The organism is Bradyrhizobium rifense (assembly GCF_008123425.1).
Taxonomy (GTDB): domain Bacteria; phylum Pseudomonadota; class Alphaproteobacteria; order Rhizobiales; family Xanthobacteraceae; genus Bradyrhizobium; species Bradyrhizobium rifense.
In genome coordinates this window covers 77,330-103,181 of record NZ_VSSS01000057.1, presented here as the reverse complement: position 1 = coordinate 103,181, position 25,852 = coordinate 77,330, and the positions used below count along the sequence as shown (strand labels likewise).

At 58.9% G+C, this 25,852-nt stretch carries 25 protein-coding genes; 17 read left to right on the top strand and 8 right to left on the bottom strand.

Annotation, left to right across the window (positions count from 1 at the left end):
* The 3 genes from FXB40_RS33850 to FXB40_RS33840 all read left to right on the top strand — a co-directional run bounded on the left by FXB40_RS33850 (position 1) and on the right by FXB40_RS33840 (position 2,224).
* Complete coding sequence (locus FXB40_RS33850; protein ID WP_092117106.1) at positions 1–186, top strand: tautomerase family protein; 186 nt, start codon at positions 1–3, stop codon at positions 184–186.
* A gap of 152 nt (positions 187–338) precedes the next feature.
* Positions 339–1,448: an enolase C-terminal domain-like protein gene (locus FXB40_RS33845; RefSeq protein WP_148776624.1), complete on the top strand. Its 1,110-nt coding sequence runs from the start codon at positions 339–341 to the stop codon at positions 1,446–1,448.
* Positions 1,449–1,717: 269 nt separating this feature from the next.
* Entirely contained in the window at positions 1,718–2,224 is a 507-nt protein-coding gene (locus FXB40_RS33840; protein WP_148776623.1) for an ester cyclase, read from the top strand.
* A 289-nt stretch (positions 2,225–2,513) separates the two neighbouring features.
* Here the strand turns inward: FXB40_RS33840 and FXB40_RS33835 are convergent, their stop codons facing one another.
* A complete protein-coding gene (locus FXB40_RS33835; RefSeq protein WP_148776622.1) occupies positions 2,514–2,903 on the bottom strand; it encodes a tautomerase family protein in 390 nt (129 codons plus the stop codon).
* A 146-nt stretch (positions 2,904–3,049) separates the two neighbouring features.
* Positions 3,050–4,549 carry a CoA-acylating methylmalonate-semialdehyde dehydrogenase gene (locus FXB40_RS33830; RefSeq protein WP_148776621.1) on the bottom strand — a complete coding sequence of 500 codons (1,500 nt, stop codon included), beginning with the start codon at positions 4,547–4,549 and terminating at the stop codon, positions 3,050–3,052.
* Between FXB40_RS33830 and FXB40_RS33825 the strand changes: the two genes are divergently transcribed.
* The gene (locus FXB40_RS33825) at positions 4,548–4,733 is read left to right on the top strand and encodes a hypothetical protein (protein WP_148776620.1); all 186 of its coding nucleotides are present in this window, start codon (positions 4,548–4,550) and stop codon (positions 4,731–4,733) included. The genes FXB40_RS33830 and FXB40_RS33825 overlap by 2 nt on opposite strands.
* Positions 4,734–4,830: 97 nt before the next feature.
* Here the strand turns inward: FXB40_RS33825 and FXB40_RS33820 are convergent, their stop codons facing one another.
* Positions 4,831–5,793, bottom strand: coding sequence for a GlxA family transcriptional regulator (locus FXB40_RS33820; protein WP_148776619.1), 963 nt, complete (start codon positions 5,791–5,793; stop codon positions 4,831–4,833).
* 218 nt (positions 5,794–6,011) lie between these two features.
* Here FXB40_RS33820 and FXB40_RS33815 point away from each other — a divergent pair, with 218 nt between their 5' ends.
* The 9 genes from FXB40_RS33815 (at position 6,012) to FXB40_RS33775 (ending at position 15,548) form a co-directional block, all read left to right on the top strand.
* A complete protein-coding gene (locus tag FXB40_RS33815; protein WP_148776618.1) occupies positions 6,012–6,320 on the top strand; it encodes a putative quinol monooxygenase in 309 nt (102 codons plus the stop codon).
* Positions 6,321–6,445: 125 nt separating this feature from the next.
* Positions 6,446–7,213, top strand: a complete 768-nt coding sequence (locus FXB40_RS33810) for an alpha/beta fold hydrolase (protein WP_148776617.1) — start codon at positions 6,446–6,448, stop codon at positions 7,211–7,213.
* A gap of 125 nt (positions 7,214–7,338) precedes the next feature.
* Positions 7,339–8,184: a cytochrome b/b6 domain-containing protein gene (locus FXB40_RS33805; RefSeq protein WP_148776616.1), complete on the top strand. Its 846-nt coding sequence runs from the start codon at positions 7,339–7,341 to the stop codon at positions 8,182–8,184.
* Complete coding sequence (locus FXB40_RS33800) at positions 8,174–8,959, top strand: molybdopterin-binding protein (protein ID WP_148776615.1); 786 nt, start codon at positions 8,174–8,176, stop codon at positions 8,957–8,959. The genes FXB40_RS33805 and FXB40_RS33800 overlap by 11 nt, the downstream gene beginning before the upstream one ends.
* 226 nt (positions 8,960–9,185) lie before the next feature.
* A complete protein-coding gene (locus tag FXB40_RS33795) occupies positions 9,186–10,070 on the top strand; it encodes a LysR family transcriptional regulator (RefSeq protein WP_148776614.1) in 885 nt (294 codons plus the stop codon).
* 612 nt (positions 10,071–10,682) lie between these two features.
* Positions 10,683–11,393, top strand: coding sequence for an SDR family NAD(P)-dependent oxidoreductase (locus tag FXB40_RS33790; protein WP_148776613.1), 711 nt, complete (start codon positions 10,683–10,685; stop codon positions 11,391–11,393).
* Positions 11,394–11,686: 293 nt separating this feature from the next.
* Positions 11,687–12,952, top strand: a complete 1,266-nt coding sequence (locus tag FXB40_RS33785; RefSeq protein ID WP_148776612.1) for a CaiB/BaiF CoA transferase family protein — start codon at positions 11,687–11,689, stop codon at positions 12,950–12,952.
* Between the two features lie 32 nt (positions 12,953–12,984).
* A complete protein-coding gene (locus FXB40_RS33780) occupies positions 12,985–13,833 on the top strand; it encodes an enoyl-CoA hydratase (protein ID WP_148776611.1) in 849 nt (282 codons plus the stop codon).
* A gap of 77 nt (positions 13,834–13,910) precedes the next feature.
* Positions 13,911–15,548: a GMC family oxidoreductase gene (locus tag FXB40_RS33775; protein WP_148776610.1), complete on the top strand. Its 1,638-nt coding sequence runs from the start codon at positions 13,911–13,913 to the stop codon at positions 15,546–15,548.
* A gap of 169 nt (positions 15,549–15,717) precedes the next feature.
* Here FXB40_RS33775 and FXB40_RS33770 read toward each other — a convergent pair whose 3' ends face one another.
* The 5 genes from FXB40_RS33770 to moaA form a co-directional block, all read right to left on the bottom strand.
* A complete protein-coding gene (locus FXB40_RS33770) occupies positions 15,718–16,092 on the bottom strand; it encodes a nuclear transport factor 2 family protein (RefSeq protein WP_148776609.1) in 375 nt (124 codons plus the stop codon).
* Between the two features lie 307 nt (positions 16,093–16,399).
* Positions 16,400–17,866 carry a MocR-like pyridoxine biosynthesis transcription factor PdxR gene (pdxR, locus tag FXB40_RS33765; protein ID WP_148776608.1) on the bottom strand — a complete coding sequence of 489 codons (1,467 nt, stop codon included), beginning with the start codon at positions 17,864–17,866 and terminating at the stop codon, positions 16,400–16,402.
* 146 nt (positions 17,867–18,012) lie between these two features.
* Positions 18,013–19,392, bottom strand: a complete 1,380-nt coding sequence (locus FXB40_RS33760) for an FAD-dependent oxidoreductase (protein WP_246208135.1) — start codon at positions 19,390–19,392, stop codon at positions 18,013–18,015.
* Between the two features lie 19 nt (positions 19,393–19,411).
* Entirely contained in the window at positions 19,412–19,630 is a 219-nt protein-coding gene (locus FXB40_RS33755; RefSeq protein ID WP_246208133.1) for a 4Fe-4S binding protein, read from the bottom strand.
* Between the two features lie 129 nt (positions 19,631–19,759).
* Positions 19,760–20,749: a GTP 3',8-cyclase MoaA gene (gene moaA / locus FXB40_RS33750; RefSeq protein ID WP_148776606.1), complete on the bottom strand. Its 990-nt coding sequence runs from the start codon at positions 20,747–20,749 to the stop codon at positions 19,760–19,762.
* 270 nt (positions 20,750–21,019) lie between these two features.
* On the opposite strand from moaA, the gene FXB40_RS33745 reads away from it, so the two are divergent.
* The 4 genes from FXB40_RS33745 to FXB40_RS33730 all read left to right on the top strand — a co-directional run bounded on the left by FXB40_RS33745 (position 21,020) and on the right by FXB40_RS33730 (position 25,801).
* Positions 21,020–23,221: a molybdopterin-containing oxidoreductase family protein gene (locus tag FXB40_RS33745; protein WP_148776605.1), complete on the top strand. Its 2,202-nt coding sequence runs from the start codon at positions 21,020–21,022 to the stop codon at positions 23,219–23,221.
* A 309-nt stretch (positions 23,222–23,530) separates the two neighbouring features.
* Entirely contained in the window at positions 23,531–23,953 is a 423-nt protein-coding gene (locus FXB40_RS33740) for a VOC family protein (RefSeq protein ID WP_148776604.1), read from the top strand.
* A 104-nt stretch (positions 23,954–24,057) separates the two neighbouring features.
* On the top strand, positions 24,058–25,002 hold the full coding sequence (locus tag FXB40_RS33735; RefSeq protein ID WP_148776603.1) for a 2-dehydropantoate 2-reductase: 945 nt from the start codon (positions 24,058–24,060) through the stop codon (positions 25,000–25,002).
* Between the two features lie 343 nt (positions 25,003–25,345).
* The gene (locus FXB40_RS33730; RefSeq protein ID WP_148776602.1) at positions 25,346–25,801 is read left to right on the top strand and encodes an SRPBCC family protein; all 456 of its coding nucleotides are present in this window, start codon (positions 25,346–25,348) and stop codon (positions 25,799–25,801) included.
* Positions 25,802–25,852 lie beyond the last annotated feature (51 nt).

Here is a 25,852-nt window from a genome sequence, read left to right as displayed (position 1 = left end):
ATGCCCTACATTGAATGTCATATCGCAGCGGGTCTCACCAAGACCCGTAAGACGCAGTTGATCCGTGACATCGTAAAGGTTACCCACGAATCGATCGGCTCCGATCCGAAGATCATCAATGTTCTCCTGTTTGAGCATCCCGCCGACAACATGAGCATTTCCGGAAGGATTCACGGCGAGGAATAGCTTAACTGGCAGGAAGCGGCTTCGAGCGGCCTCGCCAGCACAGAGGAGCCCAGGCTAAGCGCAGCGGCCCGGGCAAGATAGGTGCGGGCTGCCGAGCGGAGGGGGCGCTTCGGTTGTCGGTCCGATATCCCGAAACGTAGTGAAAGATCAAAATGACGAACAGCGTGAGTACCGCAGGGCAACGAATTCGCTCGGTAACGACCCGCGGAGTGATGGTCCCGCTGAAATTTACGCTGGGAACGAGCGCGGCCGTTGTGAGGGCAGTGCCGCTGTTGCTCGTCGATTTGCTGAATGAAGATGGCGTGACGGGCAAGGCCTACACGTTTTGCTACCGGCCCTCGGGCGCGACTGCCATATCCTCACATCTGTACGAGGCGGTCGAACTCCTCAAGGGCAAGAACGCCACACCTTTTGAGGCATCGCAGACCCTCGCGCGCCAGTTTGCACTACTCGGCGTGACCGGCGCCGTGCGAATGGCTCTTTCACTGCTCGATATGGCCATGTGGGACGCGGCTGCGCAGATGCATCGTGCTCCGCTGTCCGCCCTACTCGGGTCAGGGCCTAAATCGCTACGCGCGTACGACAGCCGCGGGCTTGGGCTGATGGAGCCGGATAGCCTTGCCAAAGAGGTGAGGGCGCTTCTGGAGAGCGGTTTAGGAGCGGTTAAGGTCCGGCTCGGATACCCCACGCTTTTTGAGGACTTGGCCGCGTTGCGGGCTGTCCGCAAGAGCGTTTCCGGCGCAGATATTGCAATCATGGTGGACTACAATCAGGCCCTGACACCCGCGGAAGCAGTTCTTCGTGGACGAGAGCTGGAAAAAGAGGGGATCTACTGGCTCGAAGAGCCGATAGCCCACGATGACTATGTGGCGAGCGCCGCACTGGCGCGTGAACTGAAGGTTCCGGTCCAGATCGGCGAAAACCTCAACGGCCCGGATGCCCTGTTGCGTGCCGTCACGACCGGCGCGAGCGACTACGTCATGGTCGACGTCGCGCGGATTGGCGGCGTAACCGGCTGGCTGTATGCGGCCGGCATCGCTGCAGCCCAGGGTATCGAAATGTCGTCGCATCTGATGCCGGAAGTCAGCACGCATCTTCTTTGCGCCACGCCCACCGCCCATTGGCTTGAGTATGTTGATTGGGCAGATGCGATCGTCGAAGAACCATTGATAATCCGCGACGGAATGGTTCTCACGCCGGAGAGTGCCGGCAGCGGGATCTCATGGGACGAGGCCAAGCTAAAGCGCCTTGCTGCAATCTGAGTCCGGACAAAGAAGACCCCCAACGCCATGGCTCCCGAAACGCGCGAGTTGTTGCGGAGCTGTATCCAGTCGGACGGATACTAGATCGTCAGGAGCGCTCTGAGCAGCGAGGTTCGAGCGATCGTTTCGGCTGATATCGGTTCTCTGAAAGACTCGTCGGCTACAACAAAACGTGGTTTGGCCACCAAGAGATATAAGTGCCAGTTTGCCGCGCGTTCCGCTCCTACATTCGGCGGCGGGAAATGTGATGATCAGATCGGGGAAACGTTATGGATCGAAGGAATCTCTTGAAGACGGTTACGTTGGCGGGATCGGCACTTGCCTTGCCGGCACTTGTCACGCCGGCCATGGCGGACAAGAAGAGCGCAGCCGCACCGTTGATTGAAAAGTTTGCAGCGACTTTGAGCGCGCACGACCTCACGGCGTTCGCGGCGCTGTTCTCTGATAATTACGTCAACCACCAGCTCAGCGCGGCCGCACCGCCGCCGCCGCAGGGCAAGTCGCCGAAGCAGGGGACGGTGGCAGTTTTTACTGCGCGGCTGGCGGGAATACCGGACCTCAAGGTGGAGATCGAGTCCACGGTCGCGTCGGGCGATCGTGCGGCCGCAAGCTTCGTCTATAGCGGCACCCACAATGGCCCGCTTTCGGGAGTTGCGCCAACCGGTCGCGCAATCCGATTCACCTCCTGCGATATCTTCAGGGTTCAGGGCGGCCTGATTGTCGAGCATTGGGGCATGGGCGATATCGCCGGAGTCCTGGCGCAATTGAAGGCCTGACCGGCAACTGTTCAAGCCTTTACCTCAGTGTTTGCGAGAGTCACATCTCCTCGGGTGACGCCCGGCTAAAACGGGCTATTTCAACCGGCGGGATTGTGATTCGAAATCCAGCACCGCTGAAGACTTCAACGACCCAGTTTTCAGCGCCGTCGGGACACTCGATTTCGTGCCCGACGGCGTATTTTTTTGATAATCGGCAGACAGGTGCCCCGAGCGGCGTCATCCGGCCGCTGGCAAGCCAAAAATTGATCCCGAGTTCCTTTAGGTCCAACCGTTTGGCTTCGACAGGTTAGAGCTCACCCGTGAGAAACTGGGCACGTCCCAGCCCAAATGACCAATCCTCATCGGTGTTCGTTACGAACGTCACGACAACGTCGCTCGACGAAATGCCGCATTGATCGGCAAGCCGTTCCACCAACGAACTGTAGAATGTTTGCTTCATCACGCGGTTGCGAGGGCGCGTCGTGATTTGAAGGATAAGCAGGTTGGGTGTGCGCTTGATACCAAGGCCCGTGTCCTCGATGATCATTCTAGAAGGCGGGTGCTCCCTCACGATTTGATAGCGGTCGCGATGAGGTACGTTGAATGTTTCGACCAACACCTCATGGGTGACGTCTAGTATCTTTCTGAGCTGCCGTTCCGAACGTCCCTCAACAAGATCGAAGCACAAAAGGGGCATTATCCATTCTCCGTGTCGCTATGGGTTGTCGCTTCGTCTTCGAGAGCGCGATCGCGGCAGTAGATCGAGTGTTGAAACCGACAGGTTTTCGCCGCCGTTTTCCTGGTCGGCCCGCTGCTGGGTGAGCAGCGGGCCGGCCGTCCCGATCATGACATTGTGGGCATCACGAACTCGGCGCCGGCGCGAATGCCGGTTGGCCAGCGGCTCGTGATCGTCTTCATCCGGGTATAGAAGCGGACGCCTTCCGGGCCGTGCATATGATGGTCGCCGAAGATCGACGCCTTCCATCCACCGAAGGAATGGAATGCCATCGGTACCGGGATCGGGACGTTGATGCCGACCATGCCGATCTTGATCTTGTGCGCGAATTCCCGCGCCGCGTCGCCGTCACGCGTGAAGATCGAGGTGCCGTTGCCGAATTCGTGCTCGTTGATCATGCGCGCGGCGGTGTCGTAGTCGGGCGCTCGGGCAACAGACAGCACGGGGCCGAAGATCTCTTCCTTGTAGATCTTCATGTTCGGCGTGACGTGATCGAACAACGAGCCGCCGATGAAGTAACCGTCTTCGTAGCCCTGCATGTTGAAGCCGCGCCCGTCGACGAGCAGCTTGGCACCCTCTGCGACGCCGGCGTCGATATAGCCCCTGACCTTGTCCAAGTGCTGCTTCGTGACCAGCGGACCCATTTCCGCTTCCGGATCCGTGCCGGGTCCGATCTTGAGACCGCGGATCTTCGGCTCCAGCGCCGAGATCAGCCGGTTCGCGGTTGTCTCGCCGACCGGCACCGCGACCGAAATCGCCATGCAGCGCTCACCGGCCGAGCCAAAAGCGGCGCCCATCAGGGCATCGACCGCCTGGTCCATGTCGGCGTCCGGCATGATGATCATGTGGTTCTTGGCACCGCCCAGCGCCTGGCAGCGCTTTCCGGTGCTGGCGGACGTCTCGTAGATGTACTTTGCGATCGGCGTGGATCCCACAAAGCTGATCGCCGAGATGTCGGGATGGTGCAGCAGCGCGTCGACGGTCTCCTTGTCGCCATGGACCACCCCGAATACGCCGTCGGGCAGACCCGCTTCCTTGAGCCATTCTGCCACGATCACGGACGCCGACGGATCGCGCTCGGAGGGCTTCAGGATGAAGGTGTTGCCGCAGGCAAGAGCCACGGGAAACATCCACATCGGCACCATGGCGGGGAAATTGAACGGGGTAATGCCGGCGACCACGCCGAGAGGCTGGCGCACCGAGTAACTATCGACGCGCGTTCCGACGTTCTCGGTGATCTCGCCCTTCAACAGCTGCGGGGCCGCCGTCGCGAACTCGACGACCTCCATGCCGCGCTGAATTTCGCCGACCGCGTCGGAGTGGACCTTTCCATGCTCGGCGACGATAATGTCCGCGAGCTGGCTGGTCCGTTCCTCGAGGATTCTGAGGAAACGGTTGAGGATCCTCGCTCGTCGCAAGGGCGTTGTCGCCGCCCATCCCGGCGCGGCCTTCACTGCCGCTGCGACGGCATCCGCCACATCCGCGGCGTTCGCGATCGGCACCGTTGCCGCTTGCTCGCCGGTCGCAGGATTGAAGACGAACGATGACCGCTCGTTACGGCCAGACACGCGCCGGCCATTGATATAATGCTGAACTTTCGTAACCATGATGAACCTCCTTGTTTTCCGCAAGCGCCATATGAAACGCCGAAGTCTGCACATCAACGAGAACTATCGCGCATTCGTTGTGCGGAAATTCAAGTCAAGGGGCGGGATCAGCAGTGACGCGGCATTTGCGTGGATCGTCACAGCCAAGGCCGTGCCGATCGCGCTGATGACGTCCAATCGTTGAGTGGAATTTCCGCCTCTCTCGACAAAGATCCAGCGGATCATCGCAAGGCCATTGGGCAGCGTGGGCTTGCGTAGCTCCAGCCAAGAGTGATGCGACCTCAGAGGTTGCGGCGGATTTCGCGCACGCCGCGGCCGAGCTTCCGGCGCAGCAGCGCGCGCAATGTCACGCCTTCGGCATAGCCGACCTCGGCCGCAATTTGATCGACGCTGGCACGGCCGGTTGTAAGCAGGTGAACGGCCCGCTCGATTCGCAAATCCTGGAGGTATTCGAGCGGAGATTTGCCGAGCACGCCCTGCATCCGGCGCGCCAGCGTACGCTTGCTGGTGGCGAGCTCCGCGGCAGCCTGATCCAGCGAGAATCCCTCGGCCAGCCGCTGCCGCGCCCACCGTTCGAACTTGTGCACCAGTGGATCGCCGTGGACTACGTGCCCAGGTATCGCGTAGGCGGCCTGCGAGTTGCGGACGTCGGCCATCAAATACTTGCCCGTAAGGTCGGCCAGCGCAGGGTCGGCGCGTCGGATCAAGGTCAGCGCCAGATCCAGATGGCTGAGCGCCGCGCCAGCGGTGACGACCGTATTGGACTGAACGATGATTTTCGACTCGTCGAGTCGCACATGCGGATATCGCTCTCGGAACAGAGGCGCCAGCCACCAGGTGGTGGTTGCTTCTTTGCCGTCGAGCAAGGCCGCTTCCGCCAGCACGAAGGTTCCGACGCAGGCGGCCGCAGCCAGCGCACCACGCTCCGACCATTTGCGCAACACCGCACCGGCCTCGCGCACTTCGCCACTGGCCAGCATCTGTACTAGCGGCTTCGGCATGATCCGGTTGACGGCTGGCATCACCACCGCATCGGGCTTCTGCGCGCGTACTGCCGAGGTCACTGGAACATTCAGGCCCTGCGCCGTTGTGACGGTCTCACGCAAACCGACCACTTTCGTCTTGAAGCGCACCGAGGAAATGCCGTGCATTTCCGCCAGCGCGTTGGCGAAGGCAAAGGCGTCGAGGACCGCGGCGAGACCGGTGTCGAGTACGTCGTTCAGAGCAAGGACATGGATGCGCATGGCAAAAACGATATCAGAATTAGGCGTTTTGCCAACACTTGGACGACCGACTCAGCTCGGATTTGCAATCCAGGACGTCTCGAAAATTAGCTGAATCCGGATATGTGTTGGCCTAATCGGTATCAAAATTGGCAATTCTGCCAATACGAGCTGAGCCGATTATCTCATAGAGATGCATCCACTCTGGAGTTTTGGCAATCAACGAGTGGAGAAGAACAATGGCGCTCAAGTGTGGGTTATTCGTCCGGCTGGAAGCCAAGCCAGGCAAGGAACGGGCGGTGAAGGATTTTCTCGTCAGTGGCCTCGACCTGACAAATCAAGAGGCGGGCACGCCGGTCTGGTTCGCCCTGCAGCTCTCGCCGACGACGTTCGGCGTGTTCGACGCCTTTACCAGCGAAGAAGATCGCCAAGCACATCTCGCTGGCAACATGGCCAAGGCCTTGATGTCGCGGGTCGAGGAAATGCTGGCAAAACCGCCGTCAGTCGAGCCGGTCGACGTTCTGGCCGTGAAAAATCAGTCGGCCTGATCTTGGCGTCTGCCAAGCCAGACGCGAACTCGCCTCTATCAACCCTGATTGGTCATCACCGGTCACCGCCCGGCGCCGAGATGGTCCTGCGAAACGGGCAAACTGAAACATACCAGGAGACTCCCATGTCCTTACTACGAAAGACTTCCGCGATTGCGCTCGTGCTTGCCATGACTGGTGCGGTCGCCCACGCCCAGACGAAGCCGGCTGCGAAGGAAGTTGTCATCGTCCATGGCGCACTGGCGGATGGCTCCGGCTGGCGCGCCGTCTACGACATCCTGACCAAGGATGGTTTCCATGTGACGATCGTGCAGGAGCCGCTCACCGGCCTCGCCGAGGACGTCGATGCCACCAAGCGCGTCATCGATCAGCAGACCGGTCCCGTCGTGCTGGTCGGTCACAGCTATGGCGGCTCGGTGATCACTGAAGCCGGTGCCGACCCCAAGGTCAGCGCCCTCGTCTATGTGGCCGCCTTGCAGCCCGACAAGGGAGAGGCCAGCGGCGCGCTGATGTCGAAGTTCGCCGCGCCGAACGATGCCATGCGGGTGTCCGTCAACAAGGCTACTCCGGACAACAAGTATTTCTTCATCCCGGCGGCGAAGTTCCGGGAAACCTATGCTCAGGACGTCCCGGCGGAGCAAGCTCAGTTCATGGCCGACTCGGAGCAACAGCTTGCTCAGAAAGCCATGGGTGCGCCGCTCTCGGTGGCGGCATGGCACAACAAGCCCAGCTACGCCATTCTGACCACTGAGGATCACGTGATCAGCCCTGAGCTTCAGCGCTGGATGTACAAGCGCTCGGGCGCCAAGGTCACGGAAGTGCCCGCAAGCCACGCTGTTTTCGTCTCTCAGCCCGCCGCGATCGCCCGCGTGATCGAGGACGCCGCGAAGTAGATGAAGAACTGGCGATCACGCCGCTGATCGCCTCATTCTGCTCAAAGTGCGCATACTTTGCGGTCCACCGACAGGTGAAGTATGTGCGCTTGGCAGGTAGCACGTCCGAAGCGCCGGAGCATGGTGTGGCCGCAGTTCCCAGCCCCGATCGGCCTGTCGTTGAGCGCTGGTACTTCCGCCATGCCGCGCTCGTGCGTGCGACGCATTGGATCAACGCCGTCTGCTTCGTGCTGCTCCTGATGAGCGGACTGCAGATCTTTAATGCCCATCCCGCGCTTTATGTCGGCGAGCAATCGGACTTTGACCATCCGGCCATGTCGATCCGTGCGCGCCTATCCGAGAACGGCCTCGTCGGGGAGACGATGTTCGCCGGCCATTCCTTCGACACGTCGGGCATACTCGGTATCTCGAACGAGGACGGCCAAATCTCGCAGCGTGCCTTTCCCAGTTGGATCACGATCCCGAACAACCAGGATCTGGCGACTGGCCGGCGTTGGCATTTTTTCTTTGCCTGGCTGCTGGTGTTGAATGGTCTCGTCTATTTTACCTGGGGCTGCGTAAGGCGACATTTCGACCGGGATCTTCTTCCCAGCCGTCGCGAGCTCAGCCATGTCGGCAGGGAGGTCCTTGAGCATCTGCGCCTGCGCTTCCCACGCGGTGCAGCGGCGAGGCGGTACAATGTGCTGCAGCAGCTGACCTATCTCATGGTCGTCTTCGTCCTGTTCCCGTTGATGATCCTCACAGGCCTTACGATGTCGCCAGGGATTGATAGCGCCGTACCGCAGCTGCTCACGCTGTTCGGCGGGCGCCAGTCGGCGCGGCTGATTCACTTCCTCGTCGCATCGAGCCTCACGTTCTTCGTTATTGTACATCTCGTGATGGTGCTGGCCTCCGGTGTCTGGAATAATCTGCGCTCAATGATCACCGGCTGGTACGATCTCGGCAATCCGAGGACGCCAGATGTCGCTTGAACATCCACGGCGTCGCGATCTGTGGTGGGCATTTGCGGCAATCAGTGGCCTCGCTTTGTCGGGCAGTGGCCGTGTCGCCGTCGCACCGCGCATCCGTTCTGTCCTCAATGCGGCAAGCAGCTTCACTTATAAAATGCAGCGCCTCCTCATCGGGGCTCATCGGCTCGCGCCCGAATATAGTGAGGCCGACATCTCGCCGGCGTTTCGCCCCAATGGTTCAATTGATCCGCAGGACGAGGACTACCTCAAGCTCGTCGGCAATCATTTCGTCGATTGGCGCCTGAAGGTTCACGGCCTCGTTGAGCACGAACTGTCGCTGTCGCTTGAACAGTTGCGTGCCCTGCCCACACGGACCCAGATCACCCGGCATGATTGCGTCGAAGGCTGGAGCTGCATAGCCAAATGGTCCGGCGTGCCGCTCTCGGAAATCCTGTTGCGCGCTGGCGTAAGACCAGAGGCACGCTTTGCCATATTCCATTGCGCCGACACCTTGGACGATGGCGAATCTGCTGATCCCGAGAACATCCGCTACTATGAGAGCATCGATCTGATCGATGCTGCGCATCCGCAGACGATTGTCGCATATGATATGAACGGCGCGCCGCTGACCGTCCGCCACGGTGCACCGCTGCGATTGCGCGTCGAGCGGCAGCTCGGTTATAAGATGGCGAAATACATCATGCGTATCGAACTGGTGCAAAGCCTTTCCGGCCTGCATGGCGGCCAAGGCGGCTATTGGGAAGATCGCGGCTATGAGTGGTACGCGGGGATCTGAGCGAATCCTTATCATAAACCGCCGGAATCCTGGTCTCTTTCCGCGGGCAAAAGCCACGAGTTAGGCACTGGACGTCGCGGCGACCACTACTGTGGGCTACCGACGATCACCTTTCGCTTTTGGCGCCGCTGGCGTAGCCCTGCTTGTTTCCACAGATTCGATATGGAATGTTGAAGTCTGCACATCATCAGAAAATTCGCGGTGTGCTTTGCGGGAATTGAACTCGATGGATTGGGACCGCATCCGCATATTCCTAGAGGTCGCCCGCACGGGTCAAATTCTCGGTGCCGCTCGGCGCTTGGGTGTAAACCACGCGACCGTTGCACGGCAACTCACCGCGCTTGAGCAGGAACTGAAAACCCGGCTGGTCGAACGGCGTACAACGGGCTGTGTCCTGACAAGCGCAGGCGAGGCCCTCGTCGCCGCGGCGGAGCGTGCCGAATCCGAATTCCTTCAGGTCGGCACCCAACTTGGCCGATCATCGGACGCCATCTCTGGCACGGTCCGCGTCGGCGCTCCCGATGGATTGGGTAACTACTTTCTGGCCAGCCAACTCGGCGCGCTCGCCGCGCAGCACCCCGACCTGCTCATTCAACTTGTTCCGCTACCGCGGACATTCTCGCTGTCGAGGCGGGAGGCCGACATTGCGATCACCTTGGACCGTCCGAAGCAAGGGCGACTGATCGTCAAGAAGCTTACGGACTACACGCTCAGTGTTTACGGTGCAGAGAGCTATCTGAAGCGCTTAGGACCAATCCGAAAGCAAGCCGATCTCGCCGGCCATCTTTTCGTGACGCATGTTGAGGATTTCGTCTACAGCCGAGCGCTCGACTATGCGTCTTCTCTCGGAAAAGTCATGACCAGGCACTACGAATGTGGGAGCGTTGTAGCGCAAATGGAGGCGGTGAGAGGCGGTCACGGCGTGGGCATACTGCACGACTACGCTGCGCGACGGTTTCCGGAGCTCAAGCGATTGCTACCGGAGATTAACTTTGTACGGAGTTATTGGCTGATTTCCCATCCCGACACTCACCACACACGCAGAGTGTCGGAGGTCCACGCGCACATCGTGGCGAGCGTGCGCTCAGCCCGCCGGGAATTCATGAATTGATCAGTTTACTCCTCTCCCATTGTTTGATTCCGCACTGTTGCGCGTTTCGGAACAGAAGTTTCAGCCCAACGACTGTTCGAACAAAAATACGAATCGGTAGATTTAGTGTGCCGGGCACGAAGTCAATGATATCAGGGACTACGACCGAATTTCAGCAGGCTTTCGAGTCTCAGAAGGCTTCGATCGGTCTAGATGGTGCTGCGGTATACGTGGCGCATCCCCTCCAGAATAGAACTACGTCAGAACTCCATCGGTGGGCCGACGCCGCTGTAGATGAGATTCTACAGATGATAGCGCGTGACCAGTCCAAGAAGAGTATACCTGAAACGGCTTAACGGATTGCGGGTTCGAGACGGCGGTTGCCGAACTCAGCTCCTGGCTGAGTTCGGCTGCGATGACCTGCTGCAAGCCAATGGCTTGTTGCACGACAAGCTTCTGGCTCGGCCTTGCCACCGGCGCTCTGGTATGGGTGCGCATTGTTCCAGTTTCAGGAACAGAACGTGCCGGACAACGGCCATTCGAGGTGAGCCCAACTCGCACTAGGTTTGCTGCATCAGACGTGGACCGTCTGGCGGGTGGTAATGACGTCGTCCGCTGATGAATGAGGCAGGCATGGGAACAGAGCAGAAGGTCGCCGTCATCACCGGTGCATCGCAGGGCTTCGGCGCCGGACTCGTGAAGGCGTACAGCGATCGCAATTACCGTGTGATTGCCAACTCACGCTCCATCAAGCCCAGCACGGATCCGGACATCTTGACGATCGCGGGCGACGTCGCGGACCCCAAGACGGCTGATCGCATCGTCGAGGAAGGCTTGGCACGTTTCGGACGTATCGACACCCTCATCAACAATGCGGGGATATTCATCGCCAAGCCGCTGATCAATTATACCGAGGAAGATTATGCTTCGGTCGTTGCGATCAATCTTGGAGGCTTCTTCCGGATCACCAAACGCGTTGCGGCCGAAATGTTGAAGCAAGGCTCCGGCCATATCGTGCAGATTACGACCAGCCTCGTCGATCACGCCAACAGCAATGTTCCCTCGGTCCTCGCCTCGCTAACCAAGGGTGGGCTAAACGCAGCCACGAAGTCGCTCGCGATCGAGTATGCAAAAAAGGGAGTCCGGGTTAACGCCGTTGCTCCCGGTGTCATGAAGACGCCAATGCATGCTCCCGAAAAGTATGAATTTCTTGCAAAGCAACATCCTGTCGGGCGGATGGGAGAAATTCAGGACGTCGTCGACGCGATCCTCTTTCTCGAAAACGCTCCCTTCGTCACCGGCGAGATTTTACACGTCGACGGCGGCCAGAGCGCCGGTCGCTGATCTCTATGGAGCGGCGGCCGGTGCCAGTTCTCCGGTTCGCTCTTCTGGACCGCGGGTTGGGTTCCCGGGCTATTGGCGGACTCAGACCTTTCAACCGGACCGGTACTTCACCGGGCAAGCGTCCCGATTTGATAATCGCGGTTCGCCGCTTTGAGCTGGGATGCCATCAGCTCGGCGTTGGCGACCCCGGGCCGGTAAAGGCGGAAACGAGCCGACGCGAACTCTAACGGAGCGAAATTCCCAGTGTTTGTTCGCGGCGAGAGCACGCCGGCAACGTCTTGGGAGGAGGTACTATGCAGCGAACACCTATTCAGGCTTCGAAGAAGGGGCCTCTCGAGGGCATTACGGTCCTCGATTTCTCGCGGGTCTTGGCCGGACCGTATTGCACGATGGTTCTGGCCGATCTCGGCGCGCGCGTTATCAAGATCGAGAAGTTCGGCACCGGCGACGATACGCGCGCGTTCGGCCCATTCGTCGACGGCGAGTCGGCCTACTTCATGTGCTTCAATCGGGGCAAGGAGAGCATTGTTCTCGATATCAAGTCGCCGCGCGACAGAGAGTTGCTCGAGCGGCTGCTGGACAAGGCCGATGTGGTCGTCGAGAACTTTCGTCCCGGCGTCATGGACCGGCTTGGTTATGGCGCCGAACGGCTCGCCAAAACTCACCCGCACATCGTCTATGCGTCGATTTCGGGATTTGGCCATACGGGGCCCTTCAGTGATCTGCCCGGTTACGACATGGTCGTGCAAGCCATGGGCGGAGTGATGAGCTTGACGGGATGGCCGGACGGCCCGCCGTCGCGTGTCGGGACCAGCTTTGGTGACCTCGGCGCCGCTCTTTTCGCGACAGTCGGCATCCTTTCCGCTCTCTACAAGCGCGTACAAAACGCGCAAGGAACGCGTGTGGATATCGGCATGCTTGACTGCCAGGCGGCTCTGATGGAGACGGCTCTGGCACGCTATGACGTGGAAGGTAAGATACCTGGCCGTACCGGAGACAGTCACCCTTCATTGGCTCCGTTCGAAAGCTTCGCCGCAAAGGACGGGCGCGTCATCATAGCCGCGGGCAACGACACGCTTTTCATGCTGATGGCAGACGCGCTTGGATCGCCTGCGCTGGCACTGGATCCTCGTTTCATGAGCAATGATCTAAGGTGCAGCAATCGCCCCGCTATGATTGCGACCATCGAGGCGATCACCACGCGCGAGCCTGTTGAGCACTGGGTCGCAAAACTCAATGAGGCCGGTGTTCCTTGTTCACCGATCAACACGATTGACAAGCTGTTTGATCACCCGCAACTCAAGGCGCGGAACATGATCGTGAAGGTGAGAGGTGAGGGCGACCGTCACATCCGTACTGCCGGCAACCCGATCCGTCTAAGCGGATACGCCGAAAACGATATCGAAACGCCCTCTCGTTCGCCGGGCCTTAATCAGCACCGCGAAGCAATTCTGAACGAGCTCATGGCGACACACGGCGCTTATGCGACCGCAGTTGCCGGAGGCGTCAACCCCGATGATGTTGATGCAGGTGGCTCGCTGCCGCGAGCGGCCGAATGACACGGGCATCTCCCAAACGTAGGAAACAGGCCATGAGCAATACTGTCGCGCCCATCCGTAAGGACGGCCCATCCTCCTCCGAACAGCCCGCCGTAACGCCCGCGACGAGCTCGCCGCAGACGATTATCGTGGAGCGCCGCGATCGCGTAGGTCTCATTACCTTGAACCGGCCGAAGAGTTTGAATGCCCTGAACGGTCAACTGGCGATCGAGGCATTGGCGGCATTGAAGGCGTTCGATGCCGACGATCGAGTCGGATCGATCGTGATCACCGGCAGTGCGCGCGCCTTTGCTGCCGGGGCAGATATTGCAGAAATGGCCGAGAAGCCCTTCACCGATTTCTACATGAATGATTTTCTCGGACCTTGGGATGACGTCAAATCCATTTCCAAGCCGATCATAGCGGCGGTCGGCGGGTTTGCGCTTGGGGGCGGCTGTGAGCTGGCGCTGCTCTGCGATTTCATTATTGCATCGGAAGACGCTCAATTCGGCCAACCGGAGATCAAGCTCGGTATCTTGCCCGGTATTGGAGGGTCACAGCGACTAACCCGCGCGGTCGGAAAATCGCTTGCTATGGATCTCGTTCTGACCGGCCGTACCATTGGGGCCGCCGAGGCGAAGGCTGTCGGTCTCGTTGCGCGAGTCGTCCCAAGCAGCGATCTTCTACAGGCTGCGCTGGAAGCCGCGCATACCATCGCCGGCTACAACGCGCCGGCCGTCAAGATGGCCAAGGAAGCCGTTAATCGTGCGTTCGAAGGACCCCTTTCGGAAGGGCTGCGGCATGAACGTCTTCTGTTTCAGGCAGCGTTTGCGACCGAAGGGCAGAAGGAAGGCATGAACGCCTTCGTCAACAAGCGGGCGCCGGTCTTTCGCCACCGCTGACCGCTCGCTGTTCCGGGTGCTGCGGTCTGTGATCCGGACGCGCAAGCCCTACGTGGGGCGCACCGCGACCCCCAACAATGGAGAAGACGGTGGTTTCCAGCACTGAACTGGATGGCGACTACGACTACATTGTTGTGGGCGCTGGGTCTGCCGGGTGCGTTGTCGCCAACCGATTGTCGACCGATAAAAGGAAACGGGTTCTTGTCCTGGAAGCCGGCGGCAAGGACAACTGGATCTGGTTTCACATTCCGGTTGGCTATCTGTTCGCGATCGGCAATCCGCGTTCGGACTGGATGTTCGAGACCGAAACCGAAGCGGGGCTGAACGGCCGTTCCCTTAAATATCCGCGCGGCAAGGTGATTGGCGGCTCGTCCGCGATCAATGCCATGATTTCCATGCGCGGACAGGCGTCGGACTATGATCATTGGCGCCAACTCGGTCTCACCGGCTGGGGGTGGGACGATGTCCGTCCGGTGTTCAAGCGCCTCGATGACCATTTCCTGGGTGAATCTGAGTATCATGGCGTCGGCGGCGAGTGGCGCGTGGAACGGCCAGGTGTGAAGTGGGATATCCTCGATAGCGTGGCGGAAGCGGCAGTCGAGATGGGCATCCCAGCGACGACCGATTTCAACACGGGAGACAATACGGGTGTCGGCTACTTCCACGTCAATCAGAAGCGAGGCTTTCGCTGGTCATCGGCGCGCGGCTTCCTCAAGCCAGTACTTCATCGTACCAATCTGCGTCTTGAAACAGGCGTTTTGGTCGAGAAGGTGCTGTTCGACGGCAAGCGTGCTGTGGGTGTCCGATTCCAGCAGCAGGGGCGGACGACCGATGTTCGTGCGAAAGGCGAGGTGATCCTATGTGCCGGCTCGGTCGGTTCGCCCCAGATCCTTCAACTATCCGGCGTCGGACCGGCGGAATGGCTCGGCGAACTTGGCATTTCCACCGTCGCCGACAGGCCTGGTGTTGGGCGTAATCTGCAAGACCACCTACAGCAAAGAGCAATCTACCGGGTCCACGGCGCCAAGACACTCAACGAGACCTATCACTCGCCGATTGGACGAGCACTGATGGGGCTTGAGTATGCATTGTTTCGGCGCGGTCCTCTTACGATGGCGCCGTCCCAGCTTGGGATCTTTACAACCTCATCGTCCCACTTCGATCGTCCAAACATCGAGTTTCACGTTCAGCCTCTCTCGCTCAATAAGTTTGGCGAGCCGTTGCACCGCTTTCCTGCGATCACGGTCGCGGCCTGCAATCTCCGGCCGACGTCCCGCGGTACCATCCGGCTGCGCTCAGTGGATCCCTCGGCCAAGCCCATTATCGCGCCGAACTATCTTTCGACCGACGACGATCGCCGCGTGGCGGCCGACGCCATTCGCGTTACACGCCGTCTGATGAAGCAAGCGGCGCTCCGCCGTTTCCGCCCTGAGGAGTTTATCCCAGGCTTGTCGGTTGATGACAGCGAGAGCGCTCTTGCCAAGGCCGCCGGCGATATCGGAACGACCATCTTTCATCCGGTTGGCACAGCGAAGATGGGCTTGGAGCACGATCCGCTCGCGGTTGTGGATCGGCACCTGCGCGTGATTGGTCTGGATGGGTTGCGCGTTATCGATGCGTCGGTGATGCCGACGATAACTTCGGGTAACACGAATACGCCGACAATCATGATTGCCGACAAAGGCGCAAACTTTGTTCTGTGGGACGCCGCCTAGATCGATGCGCTGAGCCTTCAAAAAGGAACCCGGCCGAAGCCGGGTCGAGGTACCCCACGGCATGGCTATTCGCCGTGGAAAGGAGCCGCAAATGACCGGCGCCAAGAGCCACCGGTCCACGAGATCGATACCGTATCGATCTGCGCGAGGCTCTTGAGCGCGGCATAACTCAGCTATGAAGATGGAAGACCTTGTTCATGATCTGCCACTTCCCGTCCGTCTTGAGCAGCGTGAACATGTCGGTGAAGCGTGATCCCTTCCAGTTGTCGATCTCCAAACGCACATTCGCGATCGTGCCGACGATGTCGATTTCTGAAATGCGAGATTGGATTCCCGTGGCCGCTCCGTTCTGGTCGTTCCAGTCGAACAGCCCCTGAATTGGCCCCGCAAACAAGTCGGGCCCGACATATCCGAAAATCGTCGCGTCCTTGTGGAAGGCGGGCTTCATATCGTTTCCTTTGCCCGACTTGGCGCCGTCCAGATAGTGTTGAACGACCTTCGTGATGGCTTCATAGTCACCCAAGTTCGTAGCTGTGCCACTCATCTTTTACTCCCTTGTGAAATCTAGCGGTGGCGCCATGGCCGAAGTGGAAAACACCCGCCGGCGCCCCTAACTGCTGGCGCCGTCGCAGTAGGAGCTCGCCCGCAATTTCCAGCCATAACCTAGTAAGACACCAGTGCTCCTCACAGCGCCGGTGCAGGCAAAGCATATGGTACCGGTTCGCAGCGATGTTGAGCTGATGGGCATTCTCTAAAACGCAGTGCGCGACAACACGCGCGCAGTCCGCTTCCCGTAAGGCCGCCTGGCCAAGGAGCTAGGCACTATGGCTGGCCTCACTTCCTGGAAAGCGTCAAAGCGCCTTCGCCAGCCTCGAAATTCCCTCTTCGATCGCCGTTTCCGACAATGCCGCGAACCCGAGCAGAAGATATCTATCGCAATTCTCGAGGTAATCCGCGTCGCCGATATTCTGGTCGCGCAACGTGTAAACGCCGATCTGCTGCTTCAACATGAGCGTCTGCAACTTGACGGCGCTCGGAAAATCCGGCGGCAACTCCCACACTAGGTGCGTGCCGCAATGTACCGGGTTTATCTGGACGGATCCGATATGCTTTTGAAGCGCCAGGATCAAGCAGTCGCGCCGCGCCATATAAGTCTTGCGGATTTTTCTCAGATGCTTTTCAAAGGCACCGGTCTCGATAAAATCGTTCAGCACCGCCTGCTCAAGCCAAGGGACGCCGGTGCACGGAAAGCCGTGATCGAGCAATGAAGCGGCATGAACGGCCGGATCAACCAGATGCGGCGGTAGGACCATGTAGCCCACTCTCAGCCCTGGGCCGATGGAAGCTGCAAACGAGCCAACATAGACGACCCGCCCGTGGGTATCGAGACTCTTCAGAGGGGGCGGCGGTGAACCCTGATACCTGATCTCGGTGTCGAAATCGACTTCGATAATGTGAGAGTCCGTTTGATCGGCCCAGTTCAGCAGAATGTCGCGTCGGGAAGCTGACAGCATGACGCCCATCGGATACTGACGCGCTGAAGTGGCAAAGGCGACGCCGTTCCGGGACTGCGGCAAGTGTCTTACAACGATCCCGCTTTGATCGACGGGAACAGGCGCAATATGCGCGCCATAGGCCCGGAAAAGGTCCGCTGTTGTCCGGCAGCCTGGTGCTTCCATTGCTACTGTCGTACCCGCGCGGACGAACAGGTGAGCGGCGACATTCAACGCTTGCTGAACGCCTGTAACGATGACGATTTGATCCGGGGTGCATGAAATGCCGCGCGAAGCGCCAAGATACGCGGCAAGCGTTTCACGCAACTCCCGAAGTCCCTTGGGCGTTCCGGAATACGTCAAGTTGAATTTTGACGATTGCATGCGCCAATTCGTTAGGCGGCGCCATACGCTGCGTGGGAAGCAGGCCGGATCAGTGCTCTCGAGTGCAAAGTCACAAACGATTTCACTGGGGGGCACGGATCGCTTTTTGTCGTCAGCAACCGGAACGAACAAGTGAACCGGCTTATGGTAGGTGGCATCGTGGTTCGAGCCGCTTGCAACCGACAGAGAGTTGTCGGGAAAAGTCGTCGACACGTATGTTCCAGCGCCCTCCCGCGACTCCAGATAGCCTTCGGATGTCAACGTTTCATAGGCTAGTATGATTGTATTACGAGAGACCCCGAGCTGCTCACTGAGGGCACGGGTACCGGGAAGGCGTGCGCCAGGTTTCAAGCGGCCAGACACGATCAAGCCGTGGATTTGCTTGAAAACTTGATTCTGCAGCGACGCGGCGGATAGGTCAATTTCAAGTGCTAATTGCATCGGCTGCTCCAATCGTTCGACAGTCGGTACTTGGCGAAGATGCCGGTCCGCGACTGCGTCTGTCGCCTGCTCGTTGGATCAAAGCTCGTGGGCAACTTGGGGGCCGCGGCCCTTCCGGGAGGCGACCCTCTGGTTCTGCGGGAAGCCTACGGCCGGCCGGTGCTTGCCGCAAGCATTTCTGGAATTCTCGTGAACTTCTCTCGCGGTTTGCCCAGGGGCGTACCGCGGGCCTTCTCTGCCTGATCGATCATTTCCCAATCTTGAAACGATACCGACCGCGTCGCCCGTTGTGCCAAGAGGGAAGCAAACGCCTCACCGCCTGGCTTCTGCCGAGACTCAAAGGTTGGCAAATCTGCAAGAAGCGTCGCGACGGTCGCCATGCTGTCCGCTCGGTTGGTGCCGATGATCCCGGTTGGTCCACGTTTGATCCACCCTACGACGTAGACAGGCAATTCGTTGGGTGATGTCATTTCCAAACGGCCATCCTTGTTAGGAATCGTTCCGCGCGCGTTGTCGAAAGGAATTCCTTCCAGGGCGCGGCCGCTATAGCCGACACTCCGGATCATGAGCCCGGCTTTTATGGACAGCGTCTGTCCCGTCCCGACGGCCTCCTGACGGCCGGCAGCGCCAACGAGCCTGGTTCGCTCGAGAACGAGTTCTTCGAGCTTATGCTCTCCACGTGCTTCTTTTGGGCTCAGAAAGAAATGGATCCGACAACATTTGGGCTTCTCCCGTCGCCGGGAAGCGAAGCTCTTGAATGCTTCGAAATTCCGCGCACGAGCCGGCTCGCGCACATCGGCCAATTCGGACTTGCAGACGTCGTTCAAGAGCAGGTCATTAGGATCTACAAACGGATCGCATTCAGACAGTTGGCCGAGTTCGCGCAGCTCTTTGCTGGTGAACCGTGACTGAACCGGACCTCTGCGACCAATGAGATGGATCTCACGAATGCGACTTTCGGCCAGAGCATCCAGTGCGTGCGCCGCAATATCCGTCTTTCGCAGCTCATCAGGCGATTTGGCCAAAATGCGGCAGACGTCAATTGCGACGTTGCCTTGACCGATGATGATAGCGGAGTCGCCCGACAAATCGAATCTGAGGTCGCGATAATCGGGATGTCCGTTGTACCACCCGACAAAGGAAGTCGCGGCGTGACTTCCCTGAATATCCTCGCCGGGAATGCCAAGCTTCCGATCGGTCGCTGCTCCCGTGGCAAAGATCACCGTGTGGTAGCAGTCCGTCAGCTCCCGCATGGTGAAGTCTTTGCCAAACTCGACGTTGCCGATAAATGAGAAACGGGGATCTCGAGCGATCTCGGCGTAGGTATTGGCCACGTCTTTCAAGCGCGGATGATCGGGTGCGACGCCATAACGAACTAAGCCATAGGGCACCGGGAGCCGTTCGATAACATCAACTACTGTCGTGCGTTCGGATTGCAGCAAAGCTTCAGCTGCGTAGAAACCGCTAGGCCCGCTGCCGATGATTGCCACACGTAAGGGGTTGTTTGTCGTTCCGATTGCGTTCACGGCGCCTGGCTCATTCTGTCTAGCTGGGGCCGTAGCCTAGGGCAGCGCGCCGCGCCTCGGCACCTGTTAATGGCGTCTGCTTGCTCCGGATCACCGGCGTGCTGCTCGATTTGTCGGCGTTGACTTGAATCCACATCTGCTCGTCTTGCGAGAGATCCCCGCTTTCACTGATCGCGTGCACGGGGCAGGCCGGAACGCATGCGGCGCAATCGACGCATGCGATGGGATCGATATACATGCGCTGATCGTCCCCGTGAAAGCACGCTACCGGGCAGACCAGAACGCAATCCGTGAATCTACAGTCGCTGCAGTTTCCAGTAACCACGTGGGGCATGGTCGTTCCTCACTCGAACGTTGTTCTCGCGCATCAGCCGCCCGTCGCGGCCATGATTCGTGAGATCTTCTCAGGCTTTTCATTGAACTCATGACGCTCCGGCTTTAGGCTCATGGCCGAGCGAAGTGCTCCCACTATCTCGTCGTCGGTGGCGCCGCGACGCAAGAGTGGGCCGAAAGCCAGCTGCTCACGCTGACCGAGACAGAGATACATTGTCCCGTCGGCTGCCAGCCGCACGCGATTGCAGGTGGCGCAGAAATGTTCAGACAGCGGGGTGATAAAGCCGATGCTCAATCGTGCATCTGGCGTTTTCATGTACCGAGCCGGTCCACCGCCGGGTACGTCGGTTGCAATGAGACCGCGCTCTTGCTGTAGGCGTCGCCGGACAGGTTGGAGGTCGAGGTATTGGGCGTTCCGGCCGGTTGTACCCATCGGCATCGCTTCGATCAGACGAAGAACAAATTCCTGCTCGATGCAGAAATCGACCATCTCGTCGATTTCATCGTCGTTCACACCGCGCATCACGACCATATTGATCTTGATTGGCGCGAAACCCGCTTGTTTGGCGGCCTTGAGGCCGGCCAATATCGTGGCAAGGACATCGCGGCCGCAGATTGCCGCTATGCGCTCGGCACGAAGAGAATCCAAGCTGACGTTGATGCGCTGCACCCCAGCCTCTCGTAGAGGGGCGGCGAGCGCCTGCAAGCGGGTCGCGTTGGTGCTCAAAGATAGGTCTTCGATGCCCGGTATTGCCGCAAGTCTTGCCGCAAGGTTTGGCAAGTCCCGCCGAACGAGTGGCTCTCCACCCGTGAGGCGGATACGCTTCAGTCCACGAGGAGCCATAATCGATATCAGGCGCTCGATCTCATCGAAGCGTAGCCAGGAGGCTGGTTCCTGAAATCCGCGGAATCCGCTTGGAATGCAGTAGGTACAGCGTAGGTCGCATCGGTCGGTAACCGAAAGCCGCAAATATTCAATTCGGCGCCCGAATGTGTCTACCAGGAGTGGGGCTTGCGATCTCATATGATGCTGCCGCGGTTTTATTTCGACACGCAATGCGCACGACCAAGGATTCATCAATGATCGGCCCCTTGATCCGGGTTGGTGAAGTACCGGTGCAAATGAAAGGTCTGAGTCCGGACGGACGGCAAAGGCAAGCCGGCACCAAGAGATTCGGGGCAACCGGTACTCAATTCGATTGAGTCGTTGGATTTAACTGCGAACGGCCGCTCTTGGTGACCGTAAGTCCCAGGCGCAGATTTCCCTTAACCGGACGGTAGAAGGAATATGCCGATGTCTGCCAGCATCCAAACAACAGAGGCGAGCACGAAAGAATTGTTTGGCGGTTGCCCCCACGATTGTCCTGACACCTGCGCAATGCTTTATACGGTGGAAGGCAACAAACTGGTCAATGTCCGCGGTAATCCCAAGCATCCGATCACGCGCGGCGGCTTGTGCGTCAAGCTGAACGATTACGCGGATCGCCACTACAATGCTGATCGTGTGCTGTATCCCTTGAAGCGCAATGGGCCGAAGGGCAGCCGGGCCTTTGTGCGGATCAGCTGGGAACAGGCACTCGCGGAAATTAAAGATCGCTGGACGAAGATCATTTCAAGCAATGGTGCAGAGGCCATCCTGCCAGTCAGCTATCTCGGCAATGAAGGCCTCGTGCAGGGCCTGACGGTCGGTGATGCCTTCTTCAACAGGCTCGGCGCTACCGTTTGCGAGAAAACCTATTGCGCATCGGGTTCTTCTACCGCTTGGCTCCTCACGGTCGGACCCACGAATGCGCTGGATCCGGAAAGCTTCGCCTATTCGAAATACATCATTATCTGGGGCTGCAATTCCGTCAGCACCAACCTGCATCATTGGCCCTTCGTCACCGAGGCGCGTCAAAAGGGTGCGAAAGTCGTTGTTATCGATCCGTACCGGTCGCGTACTGCCAAGCAGGCCGATTGGCATATCGCGCCGAAGCCAGGCACCGACGGCGCTCTAGCCATGGCAATGATCCAGACGTTGATCGCTGAAGACCTGGTCGATCGCGATTATGTCGACAAGTACGTTTTGGGCTATCCGGAGCTCAAGGAACATGCGGCAACCTGCACGCCCGAGTGGGCCGAGAAGATCACAGGCATCCGTGCCGATGACATACGAAAATTGACGCGAGAATACGCAAAGTCGCGCAACGCCTCGATCCGCATCGGTGTGGCGCTAGAGCGTACCGCAGGCGGTACTCAGGCCATCCGCGCTGTCATTGCGATTCCCGCCTTGACCGGTGCCTGGAAGGATGTCGCCGGCGGCATCTACCAAGCACCGCTATGGGAATTCCCCGTAAACTTCGGAGCGATTTGTCGCCCTGATTGGATCAAGCCCGGCACGCGGGTGGTGAATCTGCTCAAGTTAGGCGAAGCGCTGCTCGGCGAGACCAAGCTTGATCCGCCGATCAACTCGATCATGGTCTACAATACAAATCCTGTGACCCAGGCGATGGATGTCGACAAGATCGTCCGAGGGCTTCAGCGTGATGACCTATTCACTGTTGTCGCGGATCATTTCATAAGCGACACTGCCGCTTACGCAGATATCATCTTGCCGGCGACGATGGCCGCCGAACACGATGACATGATGTTCTCCTGGGGACACTACTACCTCACGCTCAATCAGAAGGCCATTGAGCCGCCCGGTGAGGCCTGCTCGAATGCAGAAATCTTCCGCAGGCTGGCGAAGACGATGCGATTGACCGACCCCGAGTTCCTGAAATCGGATCTCGAGTTGGCCGAAAGCACGATCGACTGGACCGCGCCGCAGGTGGCGGGTGTCGATATGGATCTTTTGCGGAAGCAAGGCTTTGCCAAGTTGAACTTGGGTCCGGCGGATACGCGAACACCGCACGCTGAGGGAAATTTCAAGACGCCGTCGGGCAAATGTGAGATCCTGCTGACCGGCGCCACAAATTTCGTAGCACCGCCGTTTCGTCAACTTTACAACGAAATGCAAAGTGGCGAGCCGATCGAACCGCTTCCCGGCTATACCAGGCCCTATGAGAGTGCGGCTGACGAACCTGAGCTTGCCAAGCTCTATCCTCTGAGCATCATAGCCCCGAAAAGCCACGCATTTCTCAATACCAACTACGCCAATGAACCCAAGAAGCGGAGACTGCAGGGGGATCAGTTCGTCCTCCTGAGTCCGCAGGACGCCGCTGAGCGTATGATCGAGCACGGCGACAAGGTGAAGGTGTACAACAGGACGGGCGGCTTCCACGGCGTCGCCGATATCACCGATGACGTTCAGGCCGGACTGGTTATCGCTACTGTCGGCTATTGGCGGACGCATAACGAAGAAGGTACCGTCAATAGCGTATCCGCAGCCCGGTTCGGTGGGATGGGCAACTGTCCTACATTCTCGGACAATCTCGTTCAGGTGGAGCGGATCGTGGGCAGGAATGCCGCACGGAGCATGTACGAGCCTGAGCCGGTCGCGTTGGTGCGAGCCTAGCCGTCTGACAACATGCGCTTGTGGGTCCGCAGCTTGATAGTTGTGGGCTGCTGGCGGGAATGATCAGCATGGCGCCGCACCTAACACGGCGTTAGAGGAAATATCGATTGCCCAAGGCTCGCAAAATTGTCCGATCTCCGACCGCTTGGCTTGAGATCGACCAACCAGCCAATGTTCCGTTAGAAGCAACAGTGTCTTTCCAGTAACGGCCCTTCAAGTCAGTGACGACTCGCACTAGCGTGAAGGCTTAGATCTGCGTATGCGTGGCTGCTCGCGCCGCAGGTTCGTGTGAGCGTCTGGAGAGCTGCAATGCAGGAGAATGTGCCGCTAACGATCGGTGTCGATCACGTAGGCCTTACCGTAAAGGATCTTGCACTGACGCAGAAGTTCTTTTGCGATTGCCTTGGTTGGCGGGTTGTTGGAGAGAATCCAAGCTATCCAGCAGCCTTCGTATCGGACGGAAATGTCATTGTAACGTTGTGGCAAGTCGAGGATCCGGGGACGTGCGTGCCGTTCGAGCGCCGCCATAATGTCGGTCTGCATCACCTTGCGTTGAAGGTTGTGGATCACAAGGCACTTGACGCATTGCACGAGCGTGTCGCGGCATGGCCCGGCAATAAGATTGAGTTTGCGCCGGAAAGGTCGGGCAAGGGTCCGAAATTCCACTTTATGATACGAGAGCCGGGCGGCATCCGGATCGAGTTTGCCTGCGTGTCTCCCGCCACCGGTTAGCCGAGTCCGGTTGGTGAACGCCACCTCGCCGATCGGTCAAGTGCCTCTCTAGTGATGTCCCGTTCCGTCGTGCCGGGCCCGGCGTGTCAAAAAGGAAGACCTTCGTGAGTAGTCCTAAGATTTTGGTTCTTGGTGCCGGGGGTATTGGCGGTTACTTTGGCGGCCGTCTGGCCGAAAGCGGTGCCGATGTCACGTTCCTCGTCCGCGAAGGACGGCGCAAAATCCTGTCCGAGCAAGGGCTACGGCTCGAGAGCCCATTTGGGGATGCGCAATTGGCGGTGAAGACCGTGGTCGCGTCCGAAGTTGGACCGATTTTCGACGGAGTGATTCTGACCTGCAAGGCATACGACCTCGATGCGGCCATAGCGACGATCGCGCCGGCTGTGGCGCCGAGCGGTTACGTTTTGCCATTCCTGAATGGCATTGCCCATATCGATCTCCTGAACCAACGATTCGGTCAACGCCGCGTGCTCGGGGGTACTGCCAAGATTCAAGCGACCCTCACGCCGAGCGGCGCGATCCGCCAATTCAACGATTGGCGGACGCTCACTTTTGGCGAGCAATCTGGCGAGATGACGGAACGCGTGACAACGCTGGCGGCTCTATTCGCTGCTGCGAAGGGCGTCGAAGCCTTTGCGGTAACCGACGTCGTGCAACGGATGTGGGAGAAAATCGTTCACCTCTCAACGGCTGCTGCGATGACCTGCCTGATGCGCGCGAATGTCGGCGAGATTGTCCGCACGCCCTATGGCCGTGAGCTTTTCCTCGAACAACTTCGGTGCGGTGCCGCGGTGGCAGCCGCCAACGGCCATGCGCCTAGCGATAGCTTTATGAAATTGTGGGAAGAGACGTTCTCGCAGCGGGAGTCGCAATACGCGACGTCGATGCTGCGCGACGTCGAACGCGGTGGGTCGACAGAGGTCGATCACATCCTGGGCTTCATGCTCAACAAGGCGATTGACGCTAACATTGAGCATCGCACATTGATGCTTGCCTATACGCACATCAAAGCTCTCGAGCAGAGGCGCGCGGCAGGCCGTCTGCCCTGATCGCAAGCTATCACGCTACAATAGCGCACGTGAACTGCACTGCGAGTCGGCCGGTACGCGCCAGAACCTCGCATCGCATGAATAGATCGGTGAAGCGACAAAAGACCAATCGCTTTCGTCGATAAGATGATCGTGTTTATTCGTTTGACCTTCGCGAACACGGCTGATGAAGTCCAATGAGGGCGTCTATCACTACCGACATCAGTTGAGCAATGTTTGAACCTAACGCCGGCTATCACATGCAGATCGGCTTGGATGACACGCCGTTGGGTCTGCGCGACGGTTGGCTCGCTCGCATGTTGCCAAAGCGGTCCGACGGCCGCTTCATTGGAGGTTACGTCTTATGCCTATGACGATGGCCGGAGAGGTCCAACTTGCCGCGAACCGAGAAACTGTGTGGGAGAAACTGAATGATCCGGATGTTCTGAAGGTGTGCATTCCGGGCTGCGAAGAACTCGTGAGGTCGGCGGACAATCAATTTAGTGCGATTGCAAAGATGAAGGTCGGCCCAGTCTCGGCGAAATTCAAGGGGCGAGTCACTCTGAGCGATCTCGTTCCCCCGAGCAGCTACCGGATCTCGGGCGAAGGTGAGGGGGGCATCGCAGGATTCGCTAAGGGCGTAGCCACGGTCGCATTAGTGGCGAACGAGGAAGGTACGTTGCTATCCTATGGCGTAGAGGCGCAAATAGGTGGGAAGCTGGCGCAGTTAGGTCAGCGCTTGATCAGCGGGTCGGCGAAGAAGATCGCCGACGAGTTCTTTTCGCGCTTCGCAGATGTAATCGAAGGTCCACCCGGCTAACTCTTTAGTGTATCTGCGCGCCGTCGCGCCTGGTGAGCCTGCGGCGAGGGC

Coding starts and splice junctions, on each gene's coding strand:
- FXB40_RS33835 (WP_148776622.1), bottom strand. CDS start 2,903: ATGCCCCTTTTGTGCTTCGATCTTGTTGAGGGACGTTCGGAACGGCAG.
- FXB40_RS33850 (WP_092117106.1), top strand. CDS start 1: ATGCCCTACATTGAATGTCATATCGCAGCGGGTCTCACCAAGACCCGT.
- FXB40_RS33795 (WP_148776614.1), top strand. CDS start 9,186: ATGGATTGGGACCGCATCCGCATATTCCTAGAGGTCGCCCGCACGGGT.
- FXB40_RS33820 (WP_148776619.1), bottom strand. CDS start 5,793: ATGCGCATCCATGTCCTTGCTCTGAACGACGTACTCGACACCGGTCTC.
- FXB40_RS33845 (WP_148776624.1), top strand. CDS start 339: ATGACGAACAGCGTGAGTACCGCAGGGCAACGAATTCGCTCGGTAACG.
- FXB40_RS33815 (WP_148776618.1), top strand. CDS start 6,012: ATGGCGCTCAAGTGTGGGTTATTCGTCCGGCTGGAAGCCAAGCCAGGC.
- FXB40_RS33840 (WP_148776623.1), top strand. CDS start 1,718: ATGGATCGAAGGAATCTCTTGAAGACGGTTACGTTGGCGGGATCGGCA.
- FXB40_RS33825 (WP_148776620.1), top strand. CDS start 4,548: ATGATGAACCTCCTTGTTTTCCGCAAGCGCCATATGAAACGCCGAAGT.
- FXB40_RS33740 (WP_148776604.1), top strand. CDS start 23,531: ATGCAGGAGAATGTGCCGCTAACGATCGGTGTCGATCACGTAGGCCTT.
- FXB40_RS33785 (WP_148776612.1), top strand. CDS start 11,687: ATGCAGCGAACACCTATTCAGGCTTCGAAGAAGGGGCCTCTCGAGGGC.
- FXB40_RS33810 (WP_148776617.1), top strand. CDS start 6,446: ATGTCCTTACTACGAAAGACTTCCGCGATTGCGCTCGTGCTTGCCATG.
- FXB40_RS33790 (WP_148776613.1), top strand. CDS start 10,683: ATGGGAACAGAGCAGAAGGTCGCCGTCATCACCGGTGCATCGCAGGGC.
- pdxR (WP_148776608.1), bottom strand. CDS start 17,866: ATGCAATTAGCACTTGAAATTGACCTATCCGCCGCGTCGCTGCAGAAT.
- FXB40_RS33830 (WP_148776621.1), bottom strand. CDS start 4,549: ATGGTTACGAAAGTTCAGCATTATATCAATGGCCGGCGCGTGTCTGGC.
- FXB40_RS33755 (WP_246208133.1), bottom strand. CDS start 19,630: ATGTATATCGATCCCATCGCATGCGTCGATTGCGCCGCATGCGTTCCG.
- FXB40_RS33745 (WP_148776605.1), top strand. CDS start 21,020: ATGTCTGCCAGCATCCAAACAACAGAGGCGAGCACGAAAGAATTGTTT.
- moaA (WP_148776606.1), bottom strand. CDS start 20,749: ATGAGATCGCAAGCCCCACTCCTGGTAGACACATTCGGGCGCCGAATT.
- FXB40_RS33780 (WP_148776611.1), top strand. CDS start 12,985: ATGAGCAATACTGTCGCGCCCATCCGTAAGGACGGCCCATCCTCCTCC.
- FXB40_RS33800 (WP_148776615.1), top strand. CDS start 8,174: ATGTCGCTTGAACATCCACGGCGTCGCGATCTGTGGTGGGCATTTGCG.
- FXB40_RS33770 (WP_148776609.1), bottom strand. CDS start 16,092: ATGAGTGGCACAGCTACGAACTTGGGTGACTATGAAGCCATCACGAAG.
- FXB40_RS33775 (WP_148776610.1), top strand. CDS start 13,911: ATGGAGAAGACGGTGGTTTCCAGCACTGAACTGGATGGCGACTACGAC.
- FXB40_RS33730 (WP_148776602.1), top strand. CDS start 25,346: ATGCCTATGACGATGGCCGGAGAGGTCCAACTTGCCGCGAACCGAGAA.